Annotated in this window: 13 protein-coding genes and 1 pseudogene; 11 read left to right on the top strand and 3 right to left on the bottom strand. The window is 56.4% G+C overall.

Features of this window, described 5'->3' with window-relative positions; genetic code table 11:
* The first annotated feature begins 15 nt into the window (after positions 1-15).
* Entirely contained in the window at positions 16-765 is a 750-nt protein-coding gene (gene sdhB / locus KDN35_RS11000) for a succinate dehydrogenase iron-sulfur subunit (protein WP_171566425.1), read from the top strand.
* Positions 766-890: 125 nt separating this feature from the next.
* Here sdhB and KDN35_RS11005 read toward each other — a convergent pair whose 3' ends face one another.
* Together KDN35_RS11005 and KDN35_RS11010 are read right to left on the bottom strand one after the other, a co-directional pair.
* Positions 891-2,483: an MDR family MFS transporter gene (locus KDN35_RS11005; protein WP_171566424.1), complete on the bottom strand. Its 1,593-nt coding sequence runs from the start codon at positions 2,481-2,483 to the stop codon at positions 891-893.
* 6 nt (positions 2,484-2,489) lie between these two features.
* Positions 2,490-2,933 carry a MarR family winged helix-turn-helix transcriptional regulator gene (locus KDN35_RS11010; protein WP_212132718.1) on the bottom strand — a complete coding sequence of 148 codons (444 nt, stop codon included), beginning with the start codon at positions 2,931-2,933 and terminating at the stop codon, positions 2,490-2,492.
* A gap of 194 nt (positions 2,934-3,127) precedes the next feature.
* Here KDN35_RS11010 and KDN35_RS20090 point away from each other — a divergent pair, with 194 nt between their 5' ends.
* The 9 genes from KDN35_RS20090 (at position 3,128) to KDN35_RS11055 (ending at position 15,309) form a co-directional block, all read left to right on the top strand.
* On the top strand, positions 3,128-6,886 hold the full coding sequence (locus KDN35_RS20090; protein ID WP_212132719.1) for a S8 family serine peptidase: 3,759 nt from the start codon (positions 3,128-3,130) through the stop codon (positions 6,884-6,886).
* Positions 6,887-6,996: 110 nt separating this feature from the next.
* Positions 6,997-7,377: a hypothetical protein gene (locus KDN35_RS11020; RefSeq protein ID WP_171566421.1), complete on the top strand. Its 381-nt coding sequence runs from the start codon at positions 6,997-6,999 to the stop codon at positions 7,375-7,377.
* 101 nt (positions 7,378-7,478) lie between these two features.
* The gene (locus KDN35_RS11025; protein ID WP_171566420.1) at positions 7,479-7,937 is read left to right on the top strand and encodes a chemotaxis protein CheX; all 459 of its coding nucleotides are present in this window, start codon (positions 7,479-7,481) and stop codon (positions 7,935-7,937) included.
* Between the two features lie 163 nt (positions 7,938-8,100).
* Positions 8,101-8,964, top strand: coding sequence for an ABC transporter permease subunit (locus KDN35_RS11030; protein WP_230076663.1), 864 nt, complete (start codon positions 8,101-8,103; stop codon positions 8,962-8,964).
* Between the two features lie 31 nt (positions 8,965-8,995).
* Positions 8,996-9,922: an ABC transporter permease gene (locus KDN35_RS11035; protein ID WP_171566419.1), complete on the top strand. Its 927-nt coding sequence runs from the start codon at positions 8,996-8,998 to the stop codon at positions 9,920-9,922.
* Between the two features lie 215 nt (positions 9,923-10,137).
* A complete protein-coding gene (locus KDN35_RS11040) occupies positions 10,138-10,359 on the top strand; it encodes a helix-turn-helix domain-containing protein (protein WP_003387736.1) in 222 nt (73 codons plus the stop codon).
* A gap of 193 nt (positions 10,360-10,552) precedes the next feature.
* Positions 10,553-12,310, top strand: a complete 1,758-nt coding sequence (locus tag KDN35_RS11045) for a sigma-54 interaction domain-containing protein (protein ID WP_212132720.1) — start codon at positions 10,553-10,555, stop codon at positions 12,308-12,310.
* Between the two features lie 199 nt (positions 12,311-12,509).
* Positions 12,510-13,859: a 4-aminobutyrate--2-oxoglutarate transaminase gene (gene gabT / locus KDN35_RS11050; protein ID WP_171566417.1), complete on the top strand. Its 1,350-nt coding sequence runs from the start codon at positions 12,510-12,512 to the stop codon at positions 13,857-13,859.
* A gap of 28 nt (positions 13,860-13,887) precedes the next feature.
* Complete coding sequence (locus tag KDN35_RS11055) at positions 13,888-15,309, top strand: aldehyde dehydrogenase family protein (protein ID WP_212132721.1); 1,422 nt, start codon at positions 13,888-13,890, stop codon at positions 15,307-15,309.
* A gap of 154 nt (positions 15,310-15,463) precedes the next feature.
* On the opposite strand, the gene KDN35_RS11060 is transcribed toward KDN35_RS11055, so the two are convergent.
* Positions 15,464-16,879 carry an amino acid permease gene (locus tag KDN35_RS11060; RefSeq protein ID WP_212132722.1) on the bottom strand — a complete coding sequence of 472 codons (1,416 nt, stop codon included), beginning with the start codon at positions 16,877-16,879 and terminating at the stop codon, positions 15,464-15,466.
* A gap of 476 nt (positions 16,880-17,355) precedes the next feature.
* On the opposite strand from KDN35_RS11060, the pseudogene KDN35_RS11065 reads away from it, so the two are divergent.
* Positions 17,356-17,604: pseudogene (locus KDN35_RS11065) on the top strand (GyrI-like domain-containing protein); the annotation flags it as partial.

The raw sequence follows: 17,604 nt of genomic DNA on the forward strand, positions 1-17,604 counted from the left end.
GGGAGGGAACTGATCATGGCCGAAAAGTTTGTCCACTTGATTATCACTCGTCAAGACAGCCCTGACAGCACTCCGTACAAGGAAGAATTCAAGATTCCGTACCGTCCGAACATGAACGTGATTTCGGCGTTGATGGAAATACAGCGCAATCCGGTGAACGCGCAAGGTCAAAAAACGACACCGGTCAACTGGGAATCAAACTGTCTGGAAGAGGTGTGCGGCGCGTGCTCCATGGTGATTAACGGCAGACCGCGCCAGGCGTGTTCCGCTCTGATCGACAAGCTGGAGCAGCCGATCCGTCTGGAACCGATGAGCACCTTCCCGGTACAGCGCGACCTGTCCGTAGACCGCAGCCGCATGTTCGACGCGCTGAAACGCGTCAAGGCATGGATTCCGATCGACGGTACCCACGACCTGGGACCGGGTCCGCGCATGCCGGAAGTGGAACGTCAATGGGCGTACGAACTGTCCAAGTGCATGACCTGCGGTGTCTGCCTGGAAGCGTGCCCGAACGTCAACCAAAAATCGGCGTTTATCGGTCCGTTTGCCATCTCCCAGGTGCGTCTGTTCAACCAGCATCCGACTGGTGCGATGCACAAACATGAGCGTCTGGAAGCGCTGATGGAAGACGGCGGCATCGCCGACTGCGGAAACTCGCAAAACTGCGTGCAGGCTTGTCCGAAAGGCATTCCGCTGACGACTTCCATCGCTCACATGAACAAAGAGACGACCAAACACGCGCTGAAGAAATTCTTCTTCTCCTGATTTTTTCAGGGGATGACAGACAACAGGCGTGCAAACCGTTGCTGTGGTTTGCACGCCTGTTTGCATGTCGGCATCTGCCTGGAATCATGTTCGAGCCGTTTTCCCGAGTGAGCGCCGTGCGATGGTTACGCGGCTTTCTGTTCGGCTGCCTTTTGCTCCCGTGGAGACAGCTTGATCTTGCCGAGGAACATGGCGAGCACGGCGCCTGCCAGGATAAAGACAAGTCCGACGAGATACACCTCATGGAGCGAGGCGACCATGTCCGTCTTGAGGATTGGCAGCAGAAACTGCCGAATGTTCTCCGGAATGGCGGCCAGCGCCTCCGGGCTCAGCAGCATGGAGTATAGGCCCTGCGGGTTCGTCTGAATCATATTGGAGAACTGCTCCGCCATGCCGTGAGCCTCCTGCGGCAGTTTTTCCAGACGCGGCATGAGGTCGTGCGTCAGCAGGGCGGTCGAGCGATGGTTCATGACCGCTCCCAAAACGGTCATGCCAAACGTTCCGCCGATTTGTCGGAAAAACTGGCTGGAGGATGTGACGACCCCCCGCTGCGATTTGGGGAAGGCTTCCTGCAGCGCGATGGTAATCAGCGGCATCACCAGCCCGATTCCCAATCCCAGCACGATCATGTACGCCATGGCTTCCCATTGGGAAGTGGTTACGACCATCGTGGACAAGAGCCAGAAGCTCACAGCCATCGTGATCATCCCGACCAGCATTTGCGTGCGGACGCCGATTTTTTTCACGATCCGGCCCCCGATGATACTGGTCAGCATCATGGCCAGCATCATCGGCACCATGATGGTCCCGGACTCGGACGGGCTGATGCCGACGATGCCCTGCATGAATAACGGCACGAACATGATGGCGCCAAACATCCCGACCGACATGAGAAACCCGATGCCGTTCAACAGCGAAAAGGTTTTGTTCCGAAACAGATGCAGCGGCAAAATCGGCTCAGCTGTTTTCGACTCCACGATCACGAACGCGATCAGAAACGCGGCTGAGAGAGCAAACAGCGAGAGAATCTGCCACGACGCCCAGGGGAAGTCCTTTCCGCCAAACGTCAGAGCGAGAAGCAGGCTGACGACGCCGCCGGTCATGGTAAACATGCCCCAGATGTCAATGTTGACCGGTCCGTTCAGCCGCTGCGATTTAAGTGCCGATGCAATCAGGATCACGGCGAGAATGCCGACAGGCAGATTGATGTAAAAGACCCATCGCCAGTTCAACGAGTCGACGATCCAGCCGCCAACCTGAGGTCCCAGAATGGAGGAGAGGCCGAAGACTGCGCCAAAGACCCCCTGCCATTTGGCCCGCTGCTCGCCGGTAAACAAATCGCCGACGATGATCATCGCCATCGGCATCATGATGCCGCCGCCGATGCCCTGGATCGCGCGGAAGATGATGAGCTGGTTCATCGACTGGGCAGCTCCGCAGAGGACAGATCCGACCATGAATAGAATCAAACCGGTCACATAGATCACTTTTCGGCCGATCAAGTCCGCCAATTTGCCGGTGATCGGCACGACAGCGGTGGACGTCAGCATGTAGGCTGTAGTCAGCCAGGTCATGACCCCCAAGCCGCCCAGTTCGCCGACGATGCGCGGCATGGCGGTTCCCACAATCGTATTGTCCAGCGACGCAAAGAACATCGCCACTAACAGTCCGACAATGAGAAGTCCGCGTTTTTCCTGTTGTTCTTGCTGTTCTTGCATATGATGTCACTCCTTCTCATGTGTTGCGATACGGGCCAGCTTCTCGAAAAGCTGGACGAGCGCCTCCAGCTCATCCGGACTCAGATGGCGCAGATAGCGTTCAATGACCGCTTTTCGCTTTTGTTTGGCCTGCTTCAAGATGGTTGCACCTTGTTCGGTCAAGCGGATGGTCACGACACGCCGGTCGTGCTCGTGCCGATCTCGCTGGACGTAACCGTGTTTCAGCAGCCGGTCTACCATTGCTGTGATCGCACTCGGTTTGACGCACATGGCGTCCGCCAAGTCGCTCACGGAACCCGGCCCCTTTTTGGCGAGCATATTTAGGATGTAAAACTGCGGACCGGTCATATCCGTTGACGATTCCGCCAGTTCCTGTCCTATTTTTCTCATCGTCGTGGTAAAGGCGATCTGAAGCCGCTCAGTCGCTTGATCCAAGTCCAGTTGATCCATGTCACTCACCTTCCATTATCAACGACACTTCAATTTCTATCGTTAAAATTTATCGTGTCTAATATTTAACGTATTTAAATATATAGCGCGCCAACGCATTTGTCAATCTGTTCGCCCATCCGATTTCTGGGAATACGAATCTCCCTTCAAAGGAAAACTGAAAGAAATGGATGTTTTTTTTTGGGGGGCAGACGATGAAAAAACGGATCTTGTGCATCGGGATGGCACTATCCCTGCTTCCGGCGCAGATGGCGGACATGTGGACGGCAGAGGCCAATCAACGCGGGCAGGATGCCGCTTTTGCCAAACAAGTGCTTCAGGATCTTCGCGATGTCCACTGGCAGGCGAAGGCGGCTGCGTCTGAACCGGAGCGCAGCGGAATTACTGCTTCCGGCGCAGACGAGTGGAATGCGGCAGAGCACGTGCTAAAGGGCGAAATGGTGGCGCAGCCCCCTGCCTCCGGACTGGAGATGATTGAGGCGCCGAAAGCGTGGCAGGAAGCCGGCGTCAAAGGGGAAGGCATGCTGGTGGCGGTGATCGACACCGGTATCAACAGCAGGCACCCCGATCTGCCTGCGCCGCGCGACAAGCGGCTTGCCCAGCAAAAGTCCGGTTCGACGCAAAAAGTGATCCCCGGCTACAACTGGGCAGACCGCAACCAGACGACCGAGGACGTGGGCGAATCGCAGCACGGCGTGCACGTCGCCGGGATTGTGGCGGCCAACGGGAAGCTGAAGGGCGTGGCGCCCGAAGCTCAACTGCTGAGCCAGAAAGTGTTCAGCAATTACCAAGGGGAAGTACCGGGATTGAGCGAATCGATCCTGTTTGCGATCAACGATTCGATTGCGAAAAAAGCGGATGTGATCAACCTAAGCCTCGGCTCAGCGGCCGGATATGTGGACGAGACCAACACGGAGCAGTATGCCATCAAGCGGGCGGTGGACAACGGTGTGATTGTGGTGGCGGCAGCGGGCAACGACGCTTACTTTGGCAGCGACAAGGTAAAAGCGCAAAATCCCGATGTCTCCATGATCGGCTCTCCCGGTCTGGCACCGGACGCTTTTTCCGTCGCGTCGGTCAATGCGACCGCCCTGGCCGGCTACAGCTTTGCCGTACAGGGGGTTGACGGGCTGGAGCGGGTGGTCTACCTGCACGGCCACGCCAGCAGCGGCAGCGTGATGAATCCTGTCCAGTCCTTGTTCAAACCGTATCCGCTGATCTATATGGGCAAGGGGAAAAAGGAAGATTACAACGTCTCCGTCAAGGGAAAAGTGGTGCTCCTGGAGCGGGGTGACATCCCGTTTGACGAGAAGCTGCGGTTGGCCAAGGAAGCGGGAGCGGCAGGCGTAATCATCTACAACAACCAGTCGGGGCCGCTGATCATCAGCGCGGAGAATGCCAAACAGATTCCCGCCGTCTCCATTTTGAAACAGACGGGCGAGCGGCTGGCCCAGGCGCTGAAAAAGGGCAAAAAGGTTACGGTCACCTTTGACGGCCAGTATGCGCAAAATCCAATGCCGTATCCGGATGGGGGCACCATCTCTGCCTTTTCCTCCTGGGGGCCGACGCCCGATTTGCAGTTCAAACCGGAAATCGCCGCACCGGGCGGAGGGATCTTGTCGATAGTGCGGGAGTCAGACTACGCGGTCAAAAGCGGCACGTCAATGGCAACGCCGCACGTCGCGGGAGGGATGGCGCTCATCAAGCAGGCGTATCTGAAGCAAGGGCGCAACCTGCAAGGGCGGGCACTGGTGGAGACGCTAAAGGCGGCCGCAATGAATACGGCCAATCCCGTCCTCGACCCGCGGGAGACTGCTGCCGCTTCTGAGGGCAGCCGGCCGGGAAAACTGCCGTACAGCCCGCGCGTCCAGGGTGCGGGGCTCATGCAGATCGCCAAGGCGATCAAGACGCCGGCGATTGTCACCGATGCCAAAGGCAAGGCAGGTGTCTCGCTCGGGGAAATCGGCAACCGCACGACGTTTTCCCTCTTCGTGGACAACAAATTCGGGAAAAAACCGCTCACTTACAAAATCAAGGACGAGTTCGGCGTGCTGACCGACCTGCGTCAAAACGGGCTGAACCTGCTGACGGAAACCCCGCTGAAAGGGGCACGGCTGCAATTCTCCAGCCAGCAGGTGACCGTTCGGCCGGGTGAGCGTGCGGAGGTCAAGGTAACGCTGCACATTCCGGCGGAGACGGAGCGCAACATTTTTGCCGAAGGATATATCGCCTTTGAGCCGGTGAATGGCGATGAGCCCGTGCTGCGCGTGCCGTACTACGGCTTTTACGGCGATTGGGACGAGCCGCGGGTGATGGACGCCCCCATGTGGGAGGAGGAAAGCCAGGAAAACCGGACCGGCGTGAAGACTACCTGGTATCACGACAAGGAAAACGACAAGTGGAAATACCGTGACTACCTGGGAGTCGTCGGGGTGAGTGAGGACGGGACAGTGCAGGTGGACCCGGCGAAGATTGCGTTCTCTCCCAACGGCGACGGTCACTACGACACGGCCGCTCCGTCGATCACCTTTTTGCGCAACGCGAAGCAGGTCATGGTGGACGTGACGGACCGCACGGGCAAATTGATTCGCTCCCTGGCTCGCGACGAAAAGGTGAGGAAGTACGATCAGTCCAAACGGGGCATTCCCTATTACTACACCGAGCGGGAGGAGTGGAGCTGGGACGGCAGGGGGTACTCCCCGGAAAAAGGCACGTACGAGCCGGTGCCAGACGGCGTCTACCAGTTTGTCATCCGTGCCAAAATCGACGGGCCAAACGCCAACTGGCAGACGTTGACCCTGCCGGTCCGGGTGGACACCAAAGCACCCGTCGTCACCGCGTCGCTGGCGGGCAACCGCGTCCAATGGAGCTGCAAGGACAAGGATGTGCAGGGCTATCTCTTGTACGTAGGCGGAAAGAAGACGGGCGGACCGTACTCGGCCAACGTCACGAGCGCGGTGGTCAGCCAGCCGGACAAAAAGGTCTCGCTGGTCGCCTACGATTACGCCGGCAATGTCAGCATCGTCCACCTCAACGGAAAGAGCGACGTCGTTCCGCCGTACGTGCAATTCCCCAACGACCTGTTCCGCTACGTGCTGATTTCCCGTCAGCCGGAAGTGGCTATCAGCGGACGGATCAGCGGGGAAGACATGCTGGACCGCGTGCGCCTCTTGATCAATAACAAACCGGTGCAGGTGGAGGTGGACGGAGCGTTTCAGACCGTCCTGCGCCTGCCGGAGGGGTTGAACTACGTCTCGTACAGCGCCAGCGACATGTACGGCAACACCCGGCAGTTCACGCAGCGGGTCATCGTGGACACGACGCCGCCGGTCCTGCAGTTGGCAAACGACGGCTCCGAAGACATTCTCTACGATGGGGCCACCAAGCGCATGCTCGTCCCGATCCGCTTCCATTACCGCGACCAGACGTACAAGGGGCAGGTCAGCGTCAACGGGCAGATCGTCGGCAGTTGGGAAGAAGACCAGTTGGAAAAGCCGGTCTGGAAGCAATTCACGCACACGCTGTCCCTTAAGCACGGGGAAAACCGCATCCTGTTGGAAGGCAAGGACGGGGCCGGCAACCAATCCTCGCTGGTGGTTTACGCGTACGTCGATGCCCATGCCGGTTCACTGGTGCTGCACCACGGGGAGCAGCGGCTCACCTACACGGCCAGAGCGCTGCCCGCTCCGACGCTGAAACTGGAACAGAACAGCCTGGAGGCCCGCGTCGGGTCATCGGTTCCCGTCTCCGGAAAGGTGACGGCTACGGGCGTCGCGCGGCTGCAGATCGTCTACGGCGATCGCCGGCTGCCGGCGGATGTAAACGACCGGGGCGAGTTTCGCGTACTGCTGGACGGCGTCCGGGAAGGCAAGCAGAAACTGACGGTGATCGCCACCGACGCACTGGGACGGGAGGTTCACGGCGAGATCATCGTCATCGGGAAAGGCGGATAAAGGATGTCCGGGTGACATCCTTTTTTCGCTGAAAGGGCACCGTTTTTATGCCCATGTCGGCAGCGTGGGGATTGCCGCGACAGCGTTTTACGGGTCAGGAGGGGATTTCTGTGTTTTTCCACGGCATCAAGTGGGAATATGTACGGGAAGCGTATCCGCTGCTCTCACCGCGCCGCAGCGTTTCGCGCAAGCGGGGTGACCAGCTGGCAGACCGGCTTCATCTGCTGCAGCAGTTCGGCCTCGAACCGGTCCACCTGCTGGAGGAGGGAGCGGACTATCCGCCGGAGCGATGCGTCCGGGAGTGTTTCTGCTTTGGGGATACGGTGTTTGCCTTTGAACGGCTGGAGGGGCCGCTGTGGCAGCTCAGCCGTCACGAGGTGGGAGTGGAGGTGCTGGATTTGCGTACATGCGTGCGGATCTACACCAAGCGGGCGGATGCGGCTGCCGAAATCAGGGGGCTTTTTCCAGATGTTCCTGTAATCCAGGACTAAAGTATTAGGATTTTTTATGCAAATCTCTTGTAACTGTCATATTTCGACATTATAATGGGCACAAACAGGAAGATTTTGACCGGGAAAGGAATGGAACCATCATGAACGTCCATTACCTCAATCCGTTTCTGGAGTCGGCCTCCATGGTCATTCAACAGTTTTGCAACGTGACCGTCACGCGGGGAGAGCTGGCTGTGACTGAGTGGGACTGCCGAGACGACCATACCTGGATTCGCATCGGCATGACCGGTCATCTGGAAGGTGACGTCTTGTTCGGCCTGCACAATGATCTTGCACTGCGAATTGTCTCGGCCATGATGGGCGGTTTTCCCGTCAGTGAACTGGACGAGCTGGGAAAAAGCGCGATTTCCGAACTGGGCAACATGATCTCCGGCAACGCCAGTACGATTCTGTACAGCCAGGGCGTCGAAATTGACATCACGCCGCCGCAGTTGATACAGCACAGTGACATGCTGACAGTGAGCGGCCCGGCGCTGTCGGCTCCTCTGGATCTGAGTGACATGGGGCGCATGGAGATACAGGTCATCGTGGTGAAATAGGCAGAAGGCGTGCGGCAGGAGGCGGCACGCCATTTTTACGGCGCTCGGGCAGGCGCTCTTCAGCAGCAGCAGGAATTGCAAGAAAACAGAAAATACTCTTTATTGTCTGGTTGAATTCTGTCAAATCGTGTATTGTTGGTAGTAGGAAGGAGGGCTGATTCGCTTGACCTACGTCAAGCAGCTGATCGCGATGTTTCTGCTCGTGGTCGTCGTCTGCAGTGCGCCGTTCATGCTGTACGCCGACGAGGACGAGGTGCATGTAGAGCCGGAAAGAATGGTCATTCTCACGGTGTACTTGCTGGAGCAGATCGCCGACGGTTCACTCGGCACGTACTGGGTGGGGAATACGGAGCGAAGCATCGCCCAGGACATCGGGCCGTTTGCGCTGAGCTCGTTTCGACTGCTGTTTTTCAGCGTCCTGATCGCGGTCACCGCCAGTCTATTGTTTGGATTGTTTCTGCAGCGGTTCGGCGTCGTGCGCCAGCTGCAGCGGGTGCTGGACGTCATCACCACCGTGCCCGACTTCATCCTGATCTTGCTGGCAATTCTGGGCTGCATCCAGTTTTACAAGGCGACCGGCATCCAAATCATCTCGCTCTCGCCTTTCAACGACTCGACCAACAACTGGCTTCCCCTGACCATCCTGTCCATCGGGCCTACCATTTTCCTGATGAAGGGGGTCAGCCTGAAGTACGCCCAGATCGGAGGCGAAGACTACATCCGCACGGTGTTGGCCAAAGGCATGGGCATCTGGCACATTCTCATTCACCACGTCTACAAGAACGTCAAACCGTTTCTTTTGGCCGATCTGAAAAAGACGATCGCGATCACGGTAACCAACCTGTTTGTCGTGGAATACCTGCTGAACGTCGTCGGTTTGACCCGGTTCATTTTCAGCAAAAATGCCGACCTGCAGTTCAACGCGGCCGTCATGGGACTGATGGGCATCATATTGCTCTCCATTCTCGTCTATGTGCTGATCCGGGCCATCCTGTACCTGTTTGAGCGGGTGTTCGTCTACAAATGAACGATTAGATCCACTTGAGTGAGGTTTTGTCATGCAGTTACGTCGAACCAACTGGTCATTGCGGATCGGTGCAATCCTGGTGGCATTTCTCGTGGTGCTGGGTTTCATAGGGCCGTACATCGCTCCGTATGAACTGAATTTTCAGGAAGTGTTTCGCAGCGAGACGGTGAACGGCAAATCAGTATACCTCTCCCCGCCGATTCCACCGTCCGCAGAGCACTGGCTGGGGACGGACAACTGGGGCTACGACCTGCTGACATTGCTGCTCCACGGGGCGCCGTACACGATTTTCGTCACGCTGGCCGTCGCGCTGCTCCGGGTGCTGCTCGGCACGCTGGTTGGCTTGTACATCGGCATTCAGGACAAGCCGCAGCGCTGGTGGCTGTCAGTGGAAAACGCCTGGAGCTACATTCCGCTGTTCATCCCGGTCTACTTTTTCCTCCGCGGGGTCAGCATTAATTCGGAGCTGTCCGTCTCCACCTTGGTCGCGCTGTTTATCGGCGCAGCGTCCGTCTTGGGCGTGCCCAGTGTCGCTTCGTCCATACGGCAGAAGACGGAGCAGATCAAAGAGACGCAGTTTGTGCTGGCGGCTGTTTCCATGGGAGCGGGTCGGGGGCAGATCATGTTTCGCCACGTCCTGCCGCACATCAAGGAACAGGTGGTCGTCATCATGGCGACGGAGACGGTGGCCGTGATGACGCTGATGGGGCTGATGGGCATGTTCAACCTGTTCATCGGCGGCACGAAAATGTCGTACGATCCGGTCCTCTACCAATCCATCACGCATGAGTGGGCCGGCTTGCTCGGCTCCTATCGCACCTTTGTCTACAGCAAAAACGCCTGGCTTTTCCTCATCCCGCTGATCTGCTTCGTGTTTGCCGTCGGGTCGTTTTCCCTGCTCGCCAAGGGGCTGCGCGATCACTTCCAGGAGACGTACAAGCGCACATCGTATATCTGAGCAGCATGTGGGCTCGATTAACTGGTTTATCTGTAAGGAAAATTCTCTTCGCTGCAACCTCTGGAACCCATCGCCCATTTTCTGAATAGGATGTAAGACAAAAGCCTAAAATCCCTGTAATTCCGGCACCACCACCCACCCCCCTACATAGGATAAGGTGACTCTGTAATCCCTCAACCTTGTTCCTGTAGAGCCCACAAGGAGGGGTGGCACGATTGAAGGGTAGCGATCAAACCAAGCCGTTGTTGACAAATCGAGAAAGAGAAGTATTTGAACTCTTGGTCCAGGATAAGACGACGAAAGAGATTGCCGGACAACTCTTCATCAGCGAAAAGACCGTACGCAATCACATCAGCAATGTCATGCAGAAATTAGGTGTCAAAGGTCGATCTCAAGCAGTAGTCGAACTCGTTCGACTTGGTGAGTTAGAGATTTGAACCCAGTCCACCCGGCCTCCCTTTTCTTCCCTTGCGAATGGAAGGGAGGATTTTTTTTTGGAACGCAACGCTTTGGCCTTTTGAACGCTTTGTGGTAGACTTCATCTACAAGGTGCTCCTTTCTGTCGCACGCGATCGAGCCGTGATCTGGCGGCAAACGAAACGAGCACGTTCATTCTGGATCACAAGGAAGATGACTGTGGAGCGTATGGCAGCAATATACGACGATTTTGTGATCGTAGAACATCCCGTTACCATCGAACAAGCCCTGAAACAAATCAGCGGAGCGCGTCTCCTGGTCGTGCGCCGCCGCGGGGAAATCGTAGGCGTGTGCGACGCGCACGGACTGCTACGGCAGCTGGAGAAGGGAACCGCGGAGCTGACCTATAGCGAGCCCTTTGCCGTGGTGGACGAAGAGGCGCTGTTTCAGCAGCGGCCCGATCAGGCGTCCTACTGGCTTGTCCAAAACGACCGGGGAGAGATTGCGGGCTGGCTTGATGCGGTGACAATGGAAAACATCCTGATGAAACGAAAGCTGTCTCAGGATGTGACGGAATTGACGAAAGACCTGGAAGCGATTGTGGATTCCATCTACGATGAAATCCTGGTCGTGGACGCGACGGGAACGATCCTGCGCGTGTCCAATCGCAGCGCGAACAATTTATGGGGGGTAAACCTGTCCACGGTGGTGGGCAAGAACATCCTCGACCTGGAGGAAAAAGGCTGGTTCAAGCCGTCCGTCACGCGCAAGGTGTTGGAGGAGAAGCGCAAAATTTCCATCGTGCAGCAAAATCGCTTCGGACGCAAAATTCTGGCGGTCGGCAATCCGATTTTCAACAAGAAACGACAGTTGGAGAGAATTGTCATCGCGTCGCGGGACATTACCGAAGTGAGCGAGTTGAAAAGCGAACTGCAGCGCGCCAAGAGCCTGACGCAAAAATACAAGGAAGAAATCGATGAACTGCGAAATCACCAGGTTGTCGCCGTAAACGAGGTGATTTACCGGTCGGAGGCGATGGCTCAGGTGATGGAGCAGGTGAAGCGGATCGCGCTGGTGGAATCGACCGTGATCCTGTACGGTGAATCGGGTGTCGGGAAAGAGCTGATCGCCAACGCCATTCACAACAGCAGCGCCAGACGGGAGAAGCCGTTTGTCAAAATCAACTGCGGGGCCATTCCGGAAAATCTCCTGGAGAGCGAATTGTTCGGGTATGAAAAGGGAGCCTTTTCCGGTGCCAGCCTGCAGGGGAAAAAGGGATTGTTTGAGCTGGCGCACGAAGGCACCCTGTTTTTGGATGAGATCGCCGAAATGCCGATCAACTTGCAGGTGAAACTGCTGCGTGCTCTGCAGGAGAGAGAAATCCTGAAGGTGGGCGGCACCCGTCCGATTCCTGTCGATGTGAGGATTATCGCCGCCACCAACAAAAACCTGGAGGAGATGGTGCAGCGCGGGCAGTTCCGGGAAGACCTGTACTACCGCCTGCACGTGATTCCCCTGTACATCCCGGCACTGCGGGAGCGGATCGAGGATGTGGAACCGCTCGTCTATGCGTTTCTGGAGAAATTCAACAAAAAGTTTTCAACCCGCAAGTTTTTTTCCGAGGACGCCATCGAGATGTTGAACGCGTACCACTGGCCGGGTAACGTAAGGCAACTGCAAAACGTGATCGAGCGGGCGATGGTGATCTCTCCCGGAAACCTGATTACCGCAAATGAACTGACGAGCATTTTGAGCCGTCGTGGGGAGAAGGACCAGTCTCCCGTCCAGGTCAACCGCATTATTCCGCTGAAGGAAGCGGTGGAGCTGACGGAATCGCAGCTCATCCAGTTGGCCCTGGCCAAGTACAAGACGATTACGAAGGTGGCCGAAGTGTTGGAAGTGAGCCAGCCCACGCTCAGCAGGCGATTTCAGAAAATCAGCCGAAACAGAAAGCAGGAGACAAAACCTTAGCCCGGTATCACCGGCTAAGGTTTTTTGTCTTGCAAGCAGGATCGGGAACACCGGCAGCATTGAATAACGGTCATTCATTTTTGAATAACTGTCAGGAATACACAGTTTCATCTGCCCTACTCTCTGCGTGTTTTCAGGTTGGCACGCTCCTTGCAAAAGGAAAATCGTGACCGAAACGAACTTCCGAGGAGGGTTTACGATGAAGACCACCACTCGTACCTTTGTCAAGCTGAACACGGCCATCCCTGGTCCGAAAGCGCAGGAAATCCTGGAAAAACGGGACAAGCACGTGACGCGCGGCCTATCCCATACGGTGTTTTCGTTCGCTGATCGGGCGGAAGGTGCGCTGATCACGGATGTTGACGGCAATACCTTCATTGATTTTGCGGGGGCGATCGGGACGTTGAACGCCGGCCACTGTCCCCCCACCGTTGTGGCTGCGCTCAAGGAGCAGTTGGACCGGTTCATTCACACGGGCTTTAATGTGTTTATGTACGAATCGTATGTCCAGTTGGCCGAGAAGCTGAACCAGATCACCCCGGGTACGCATGAAAAGAAAACGATGTTTTTGAACAGCGGGGCGGAAGCGGTGGAAAACGCCGTGAAGATCGCCCGGAAGTACACCGGCCGCAAAGCGATCATCTCTTTTGAACGGGGTTTCCACGGCCGCACGCTGCTGGGCATGTCGCTCACCAGCAAGGTAAAACCGTACAAGTACGGCTTCGGTCCGTTTGCCCCCGACACCTACAAGATAAGCTATCCGTACTACTACCGCGCCGACGGGTTGACTCCCGACGAACTGGACCGACAACTTCTGCAGCGGCTGGAGACCTTCTTTTTGACCGAAGTGCCTGCCGAAGACGTGGCTGCGATTATCATGGAGCCGGTGCAGGGGGAAGGGGGATTCGTGGTTCCCTCCAAAACCTTCGTCCAAGGGGTAAAACGCATCTGCGAAGCGCACGGGATTCTGTTCATCGCCGACGAGGTGCAAACCGGCTTCGGCCGTACCGGAAAGATGTTTGCCATGGAGCATTTTGACGTCGTGCCGGATCTGATGACGATGTCGAAGTCGATCGCTGCCGGGATTCCGATCAGCGCCGTGACCGGCCGGGCGGAAATCATGGACGCCCCCAACCCCGGCGAGGTGGGAGGCACCTACGCCGGCAGCCCGCTTGGTTGCGTGGCGGCCTTGAAAGTGATTGAGATGTTTGAACAAGAAAACATTCCGGAACGGGCAAACGCGATCGGGGAACGCATCATGTCGCGCTTCCGCAGCCTGCAGCAGAAGTATCCGGTGATCGGCGACGTGCGCGGTCTGGGAGCGATGTGTGCGGTGGAACTGGTCAAGGATCCGGTCACCAAGGAGCCGGACAAGGACCTGACTGGCCGGATCGTGCAGGAGTGCATTCAGCGCGGGCTGGTACTGTTAAGCGCAGGTCTGTACGGCAATGTTCTGCGTTTTCTCTCGCCGCTGGTGATTACGGATGAGCAGTTGGATGAAGGTCTTGACATCATTGAAGAAGTTCTGGGGGAACTCGTCACGCCGTAAGTTCGCATCATAAGGGAGTGGAGCACAAATGATCAAGCAAAAATTGTTTATCAACGGAGCATGGGTGGAAGCCGCGGCTTACACCCCCCTTTTTTCCCCGTATACCGGAGAGAAGATCGCAGAAATTCCGATGGCGACCGCAGCCGAAGTGGATCGGGCGATTGAGGCGGCGTACCAGGCCCGAGACACCATGGCGAAAATGCCGGCGCACCAGCGTGCCGCCATTTTGGAGAAGCTGGTGACCCTGCTGGAGAAGCGCAAGGAAGAAGCGGCGGTCATCATCGCGCGGGAAGCGGCCAAACCGATTACGACAGCCAGAGCAGAGATACAGCGCACCATCACGACGTACAAGTTTGCCGCAGAGGAAGCCAAGCGCATCCACGGGGAGACAATTCCCCTGGACGCGGCCCCGGGCGGCGAAGGGCGCGTGGCGTATACCACGCGGGAGCCGTTGGGCGTAATCGGAGCGATCACCCCCTTCAACTTTCCGATGAATCTGGTCGCCCACAAGGTGGGGCCCGCTATTGCAGCGGGCAATACCGTGGTGCTGAAGCCGGCCCCGCAGACGCCGCTGTCGGCGTTTTTCCTGGCCGAGCTGCTGCAGGAAGCAGGACTGCCGGATGGCGCGCTGAACATCGTTACGGGCAGCGGCGAAGTGGGCCAACAGATCGTCGCCGACGAGCGCGTCAGCATGATCAGCTTCACCGGCAGTGCCGCAGTCGGCAAGGCCATTCGCAACCAGGCCGGGTTAAAACGCGTGGTGCTGGAGCTGGGCTCCAACGCGGCCGTGATCGTCGACAAAGACGTCACCATAGACAAGATCATCAATCGCTGCGTGACCAGCGCGTTTTCCTACCAGGGGCAGGTGTGCATCTCGCTGCAGCGCATCTATGTCCACGAGGAGGCGTATGAGGAGTTTGTGGAAAAATTCATCGCGGCGGTCCAGACGTTGAAGGTGGGCGATCCGCTTCTGCCCGAGACGGACATCTCCGCCTTGATCGCCCCGCGCGAAGTACAGCGGGTCCTCGGCTGGATTGACGAAGCGGTGCAGCACGGCGCCAGGGTGGCGACTGGCGGTACGGCAGAGGGCAACTGCCTGCTGCCTACGGTGCTTCTGGATGCGGCGCCGACGTTGAAAGTGTCATGCGAGGAAGTGTTTGCCCCCGTGGTGTTGATCAACAAGGTCGCATCCGTCGAGGAAGCCATCGAGCTGGTCAATCATTCAAAGTACGGGCTGCAGGCGGGCATCTACACGGAGAATCTGCACACGGCGTTTGAGGCTGCCGAAAAGCTCCAGGTGGGCGGTGTCCTCATCAACGATACGCCTACCTTCCGCGTCGACCACATGCCGTACGGCGGTGTCAAGGAAAGCGGGTTGGGCCGTGAAGGGGTCAGGTACGCGGTGGAAGAGATGACGGAAAGCAAACTGGTGATTTTCAATCGCCTGTAGCAATCGACAAGCCAATTTCATAGCAGAGGTTGAGCCGATGCCTGCATGCAGGTATCGGCTGTTTTGTTCTGTGGGGGAAGAGCTGTCTTTCTTCTGCGACGGTCTGGCGAAAAAATCCGTTAACGCTCCGGGCGCTAACGGATTTTTTGGGGGATTACGAGGCGTTCTGGTTTTGGTGTTCCACTTCGGTTTCGCCAGCTTCATGAGCAAGCGCGGCGGACTTTCGCTTGAACAGGAAGTAGGAGGCGACGACGAGAGCGGTGATCAGCATCGTCAGGTAGAGCTGGGATCGCATGGATTCCATGAAGAGCATCGACACCAGAATGAGCACCATGGCGGCGATGGTCAGGTAGGTGAGATAGGGAAACGCCCACATTTTCAGCGTGAGGGCCTGCGGATTTTCCCGCTCCAGTTTTCTTCTAAGCCGCACGTGCGACACGGCGATGACCAGGTACACCAGAATGGCGATGGCACCGGACGCGTTGACCAGAAAGAGGAAGATCTTGTCCGGAGACACAAAGTGAAAAATCGCGCAGAGATAGGAGAAAAAGGTGCTCGCCAGGACGGCGCGAACGGGAACCCCGTTTTTGTTTACCTGCAGGAGCGAGCGCGGTGCGTTTCCTTTGCGCGCCAGGGAATACAGCATCCGCGAGTTGGTGTACAGCGCGGAATTCAAGCAGGACAGAACGGAGACGAGCACGACCACGTTCATGATTTGCGCGGCTGCCGGGATGCCGAGCATGTCCAGCATCGTGACGTACGGGCTCTTCAGCAGGTCGGCGGCGTTCCAGGGCAGAAGCATCACCAGAATGGCGACAGAGCCGATGTAGAAGAGCAGAATGCGCCAGATCACGCTTTTGATGGCGATGACGACGGATTTTTCCGGGTTGGGTGTTTCGCCTGCCGCGATGGCGGCGATTTCCGCTCCGAAAAAGGAGAAGACGCAGACGACGATCCTGACGAATACGGACGAAGCGCCATTGGGCAAAAATCCGCCCTGTCCCAGGAGGTTGGTCAATCCCGGCGAGGGGATGGCAGGGATCAGATTGAACAGAATGGCAGCCCCGATGCACATGAACAGGCTGATCGCCACCACTTTGATCATGGCAAACCAGTATTCAAATTCGCCGAACGACTTCACGGACAGCACGTTGGTAATGGTCAATAACACGGTCAGAATGAGACTCAACAACCAGACCGGCACGGACGGAATCCAGCCGTGAACGATGGCGCCGCCTGCCGTCGCCTCAATGGCAATCACAATGGCCCAGTAAAACCAGTACAGCCAGCCGATCGTATAGCTTGCCCAGGGCCCCAGCGCCTGATGGGCATAGGTGGAGAAGGAGCCGCTGTCCGGATTGACGACAGCCATTTCTCCCAGCATGCGCATGACCATTACCACGAGCAGCCCGGCCAAGGCATACGAGAGAATGGCGCCTGGACCTGTGGAATTGATCACCGAACCGCTGCCGACAAACAATCCCGCACCGATTACTCCGCCAATCGAGATCATCGTCAAATGACGCGGTTTCAACTTCTTTTGCAAGGTGTTGCTTTGCTGTTGGGACATGTGGTTCCCCCCTTGTTGGTATGTGTCAAACACCTCGTAACCTGATTCAATCATGCTGCATCGACATATCCTCCTTTATTTGTGCCGCGCTTATATTCAAGTATGCAAACATTATACCAATTTGTATTTTTGGAAAAATAGAATCTGATTGCAAAAATTCATTCATTTTTGAATGATTGTCTTTCATTTTTGAATGACAGTGTTGAGATGGAGGGAAAAATTTGTTTACAGAAAAAGTAAAAATATGTTATAAGCGCAAGTGGTAACAAAATCCAGATTTTAAAAGTGAAGGTATTGCAATCTGTAATCTTGAGTTGCTAGATTAGCAGCCTCAACAAGTCTGAATACTGAAAGTAAAGCGATGGATTGGGAGATTATCATTCCTTCTCGTGAGTGGGTTAAAGTAATGGTAGGGCGTAACATATACAGTTGCGCCCTTTCCTGCCATGTTTTTGGTAAAAAATAAGGAGGATAACATGCGCTTAACCATTGTAGAAATGGACGAATTTTATATCGCAGGGATTGAGATTGGATTGGGGGTTGACTGGGATGAATATTTTGAAGCCCCCGACCCTGTCCTGTCAGAGATTGACCATGTGATTAATCCTCATGTCTTTTATTACTTTTCCATCGGAGAAAAAGAGATTTTCGGCAAGCAAGTCAGTTCCATAGAGAATCTGCCGGAGGGATGTGTTGCAGCAAAAGTACCTGCGGGTCTTTATGCC

Origin of the sequence: Brevibacillus sp. NL20B1 (assembly GCF_018195675.1) — a bacterium.
Lineage (GTDB): Bacteria > Bacillota > Bacilli > Brevibacillales > Brevibacillaceae > Brevibacillus > Brevibacillus aydinogluensis.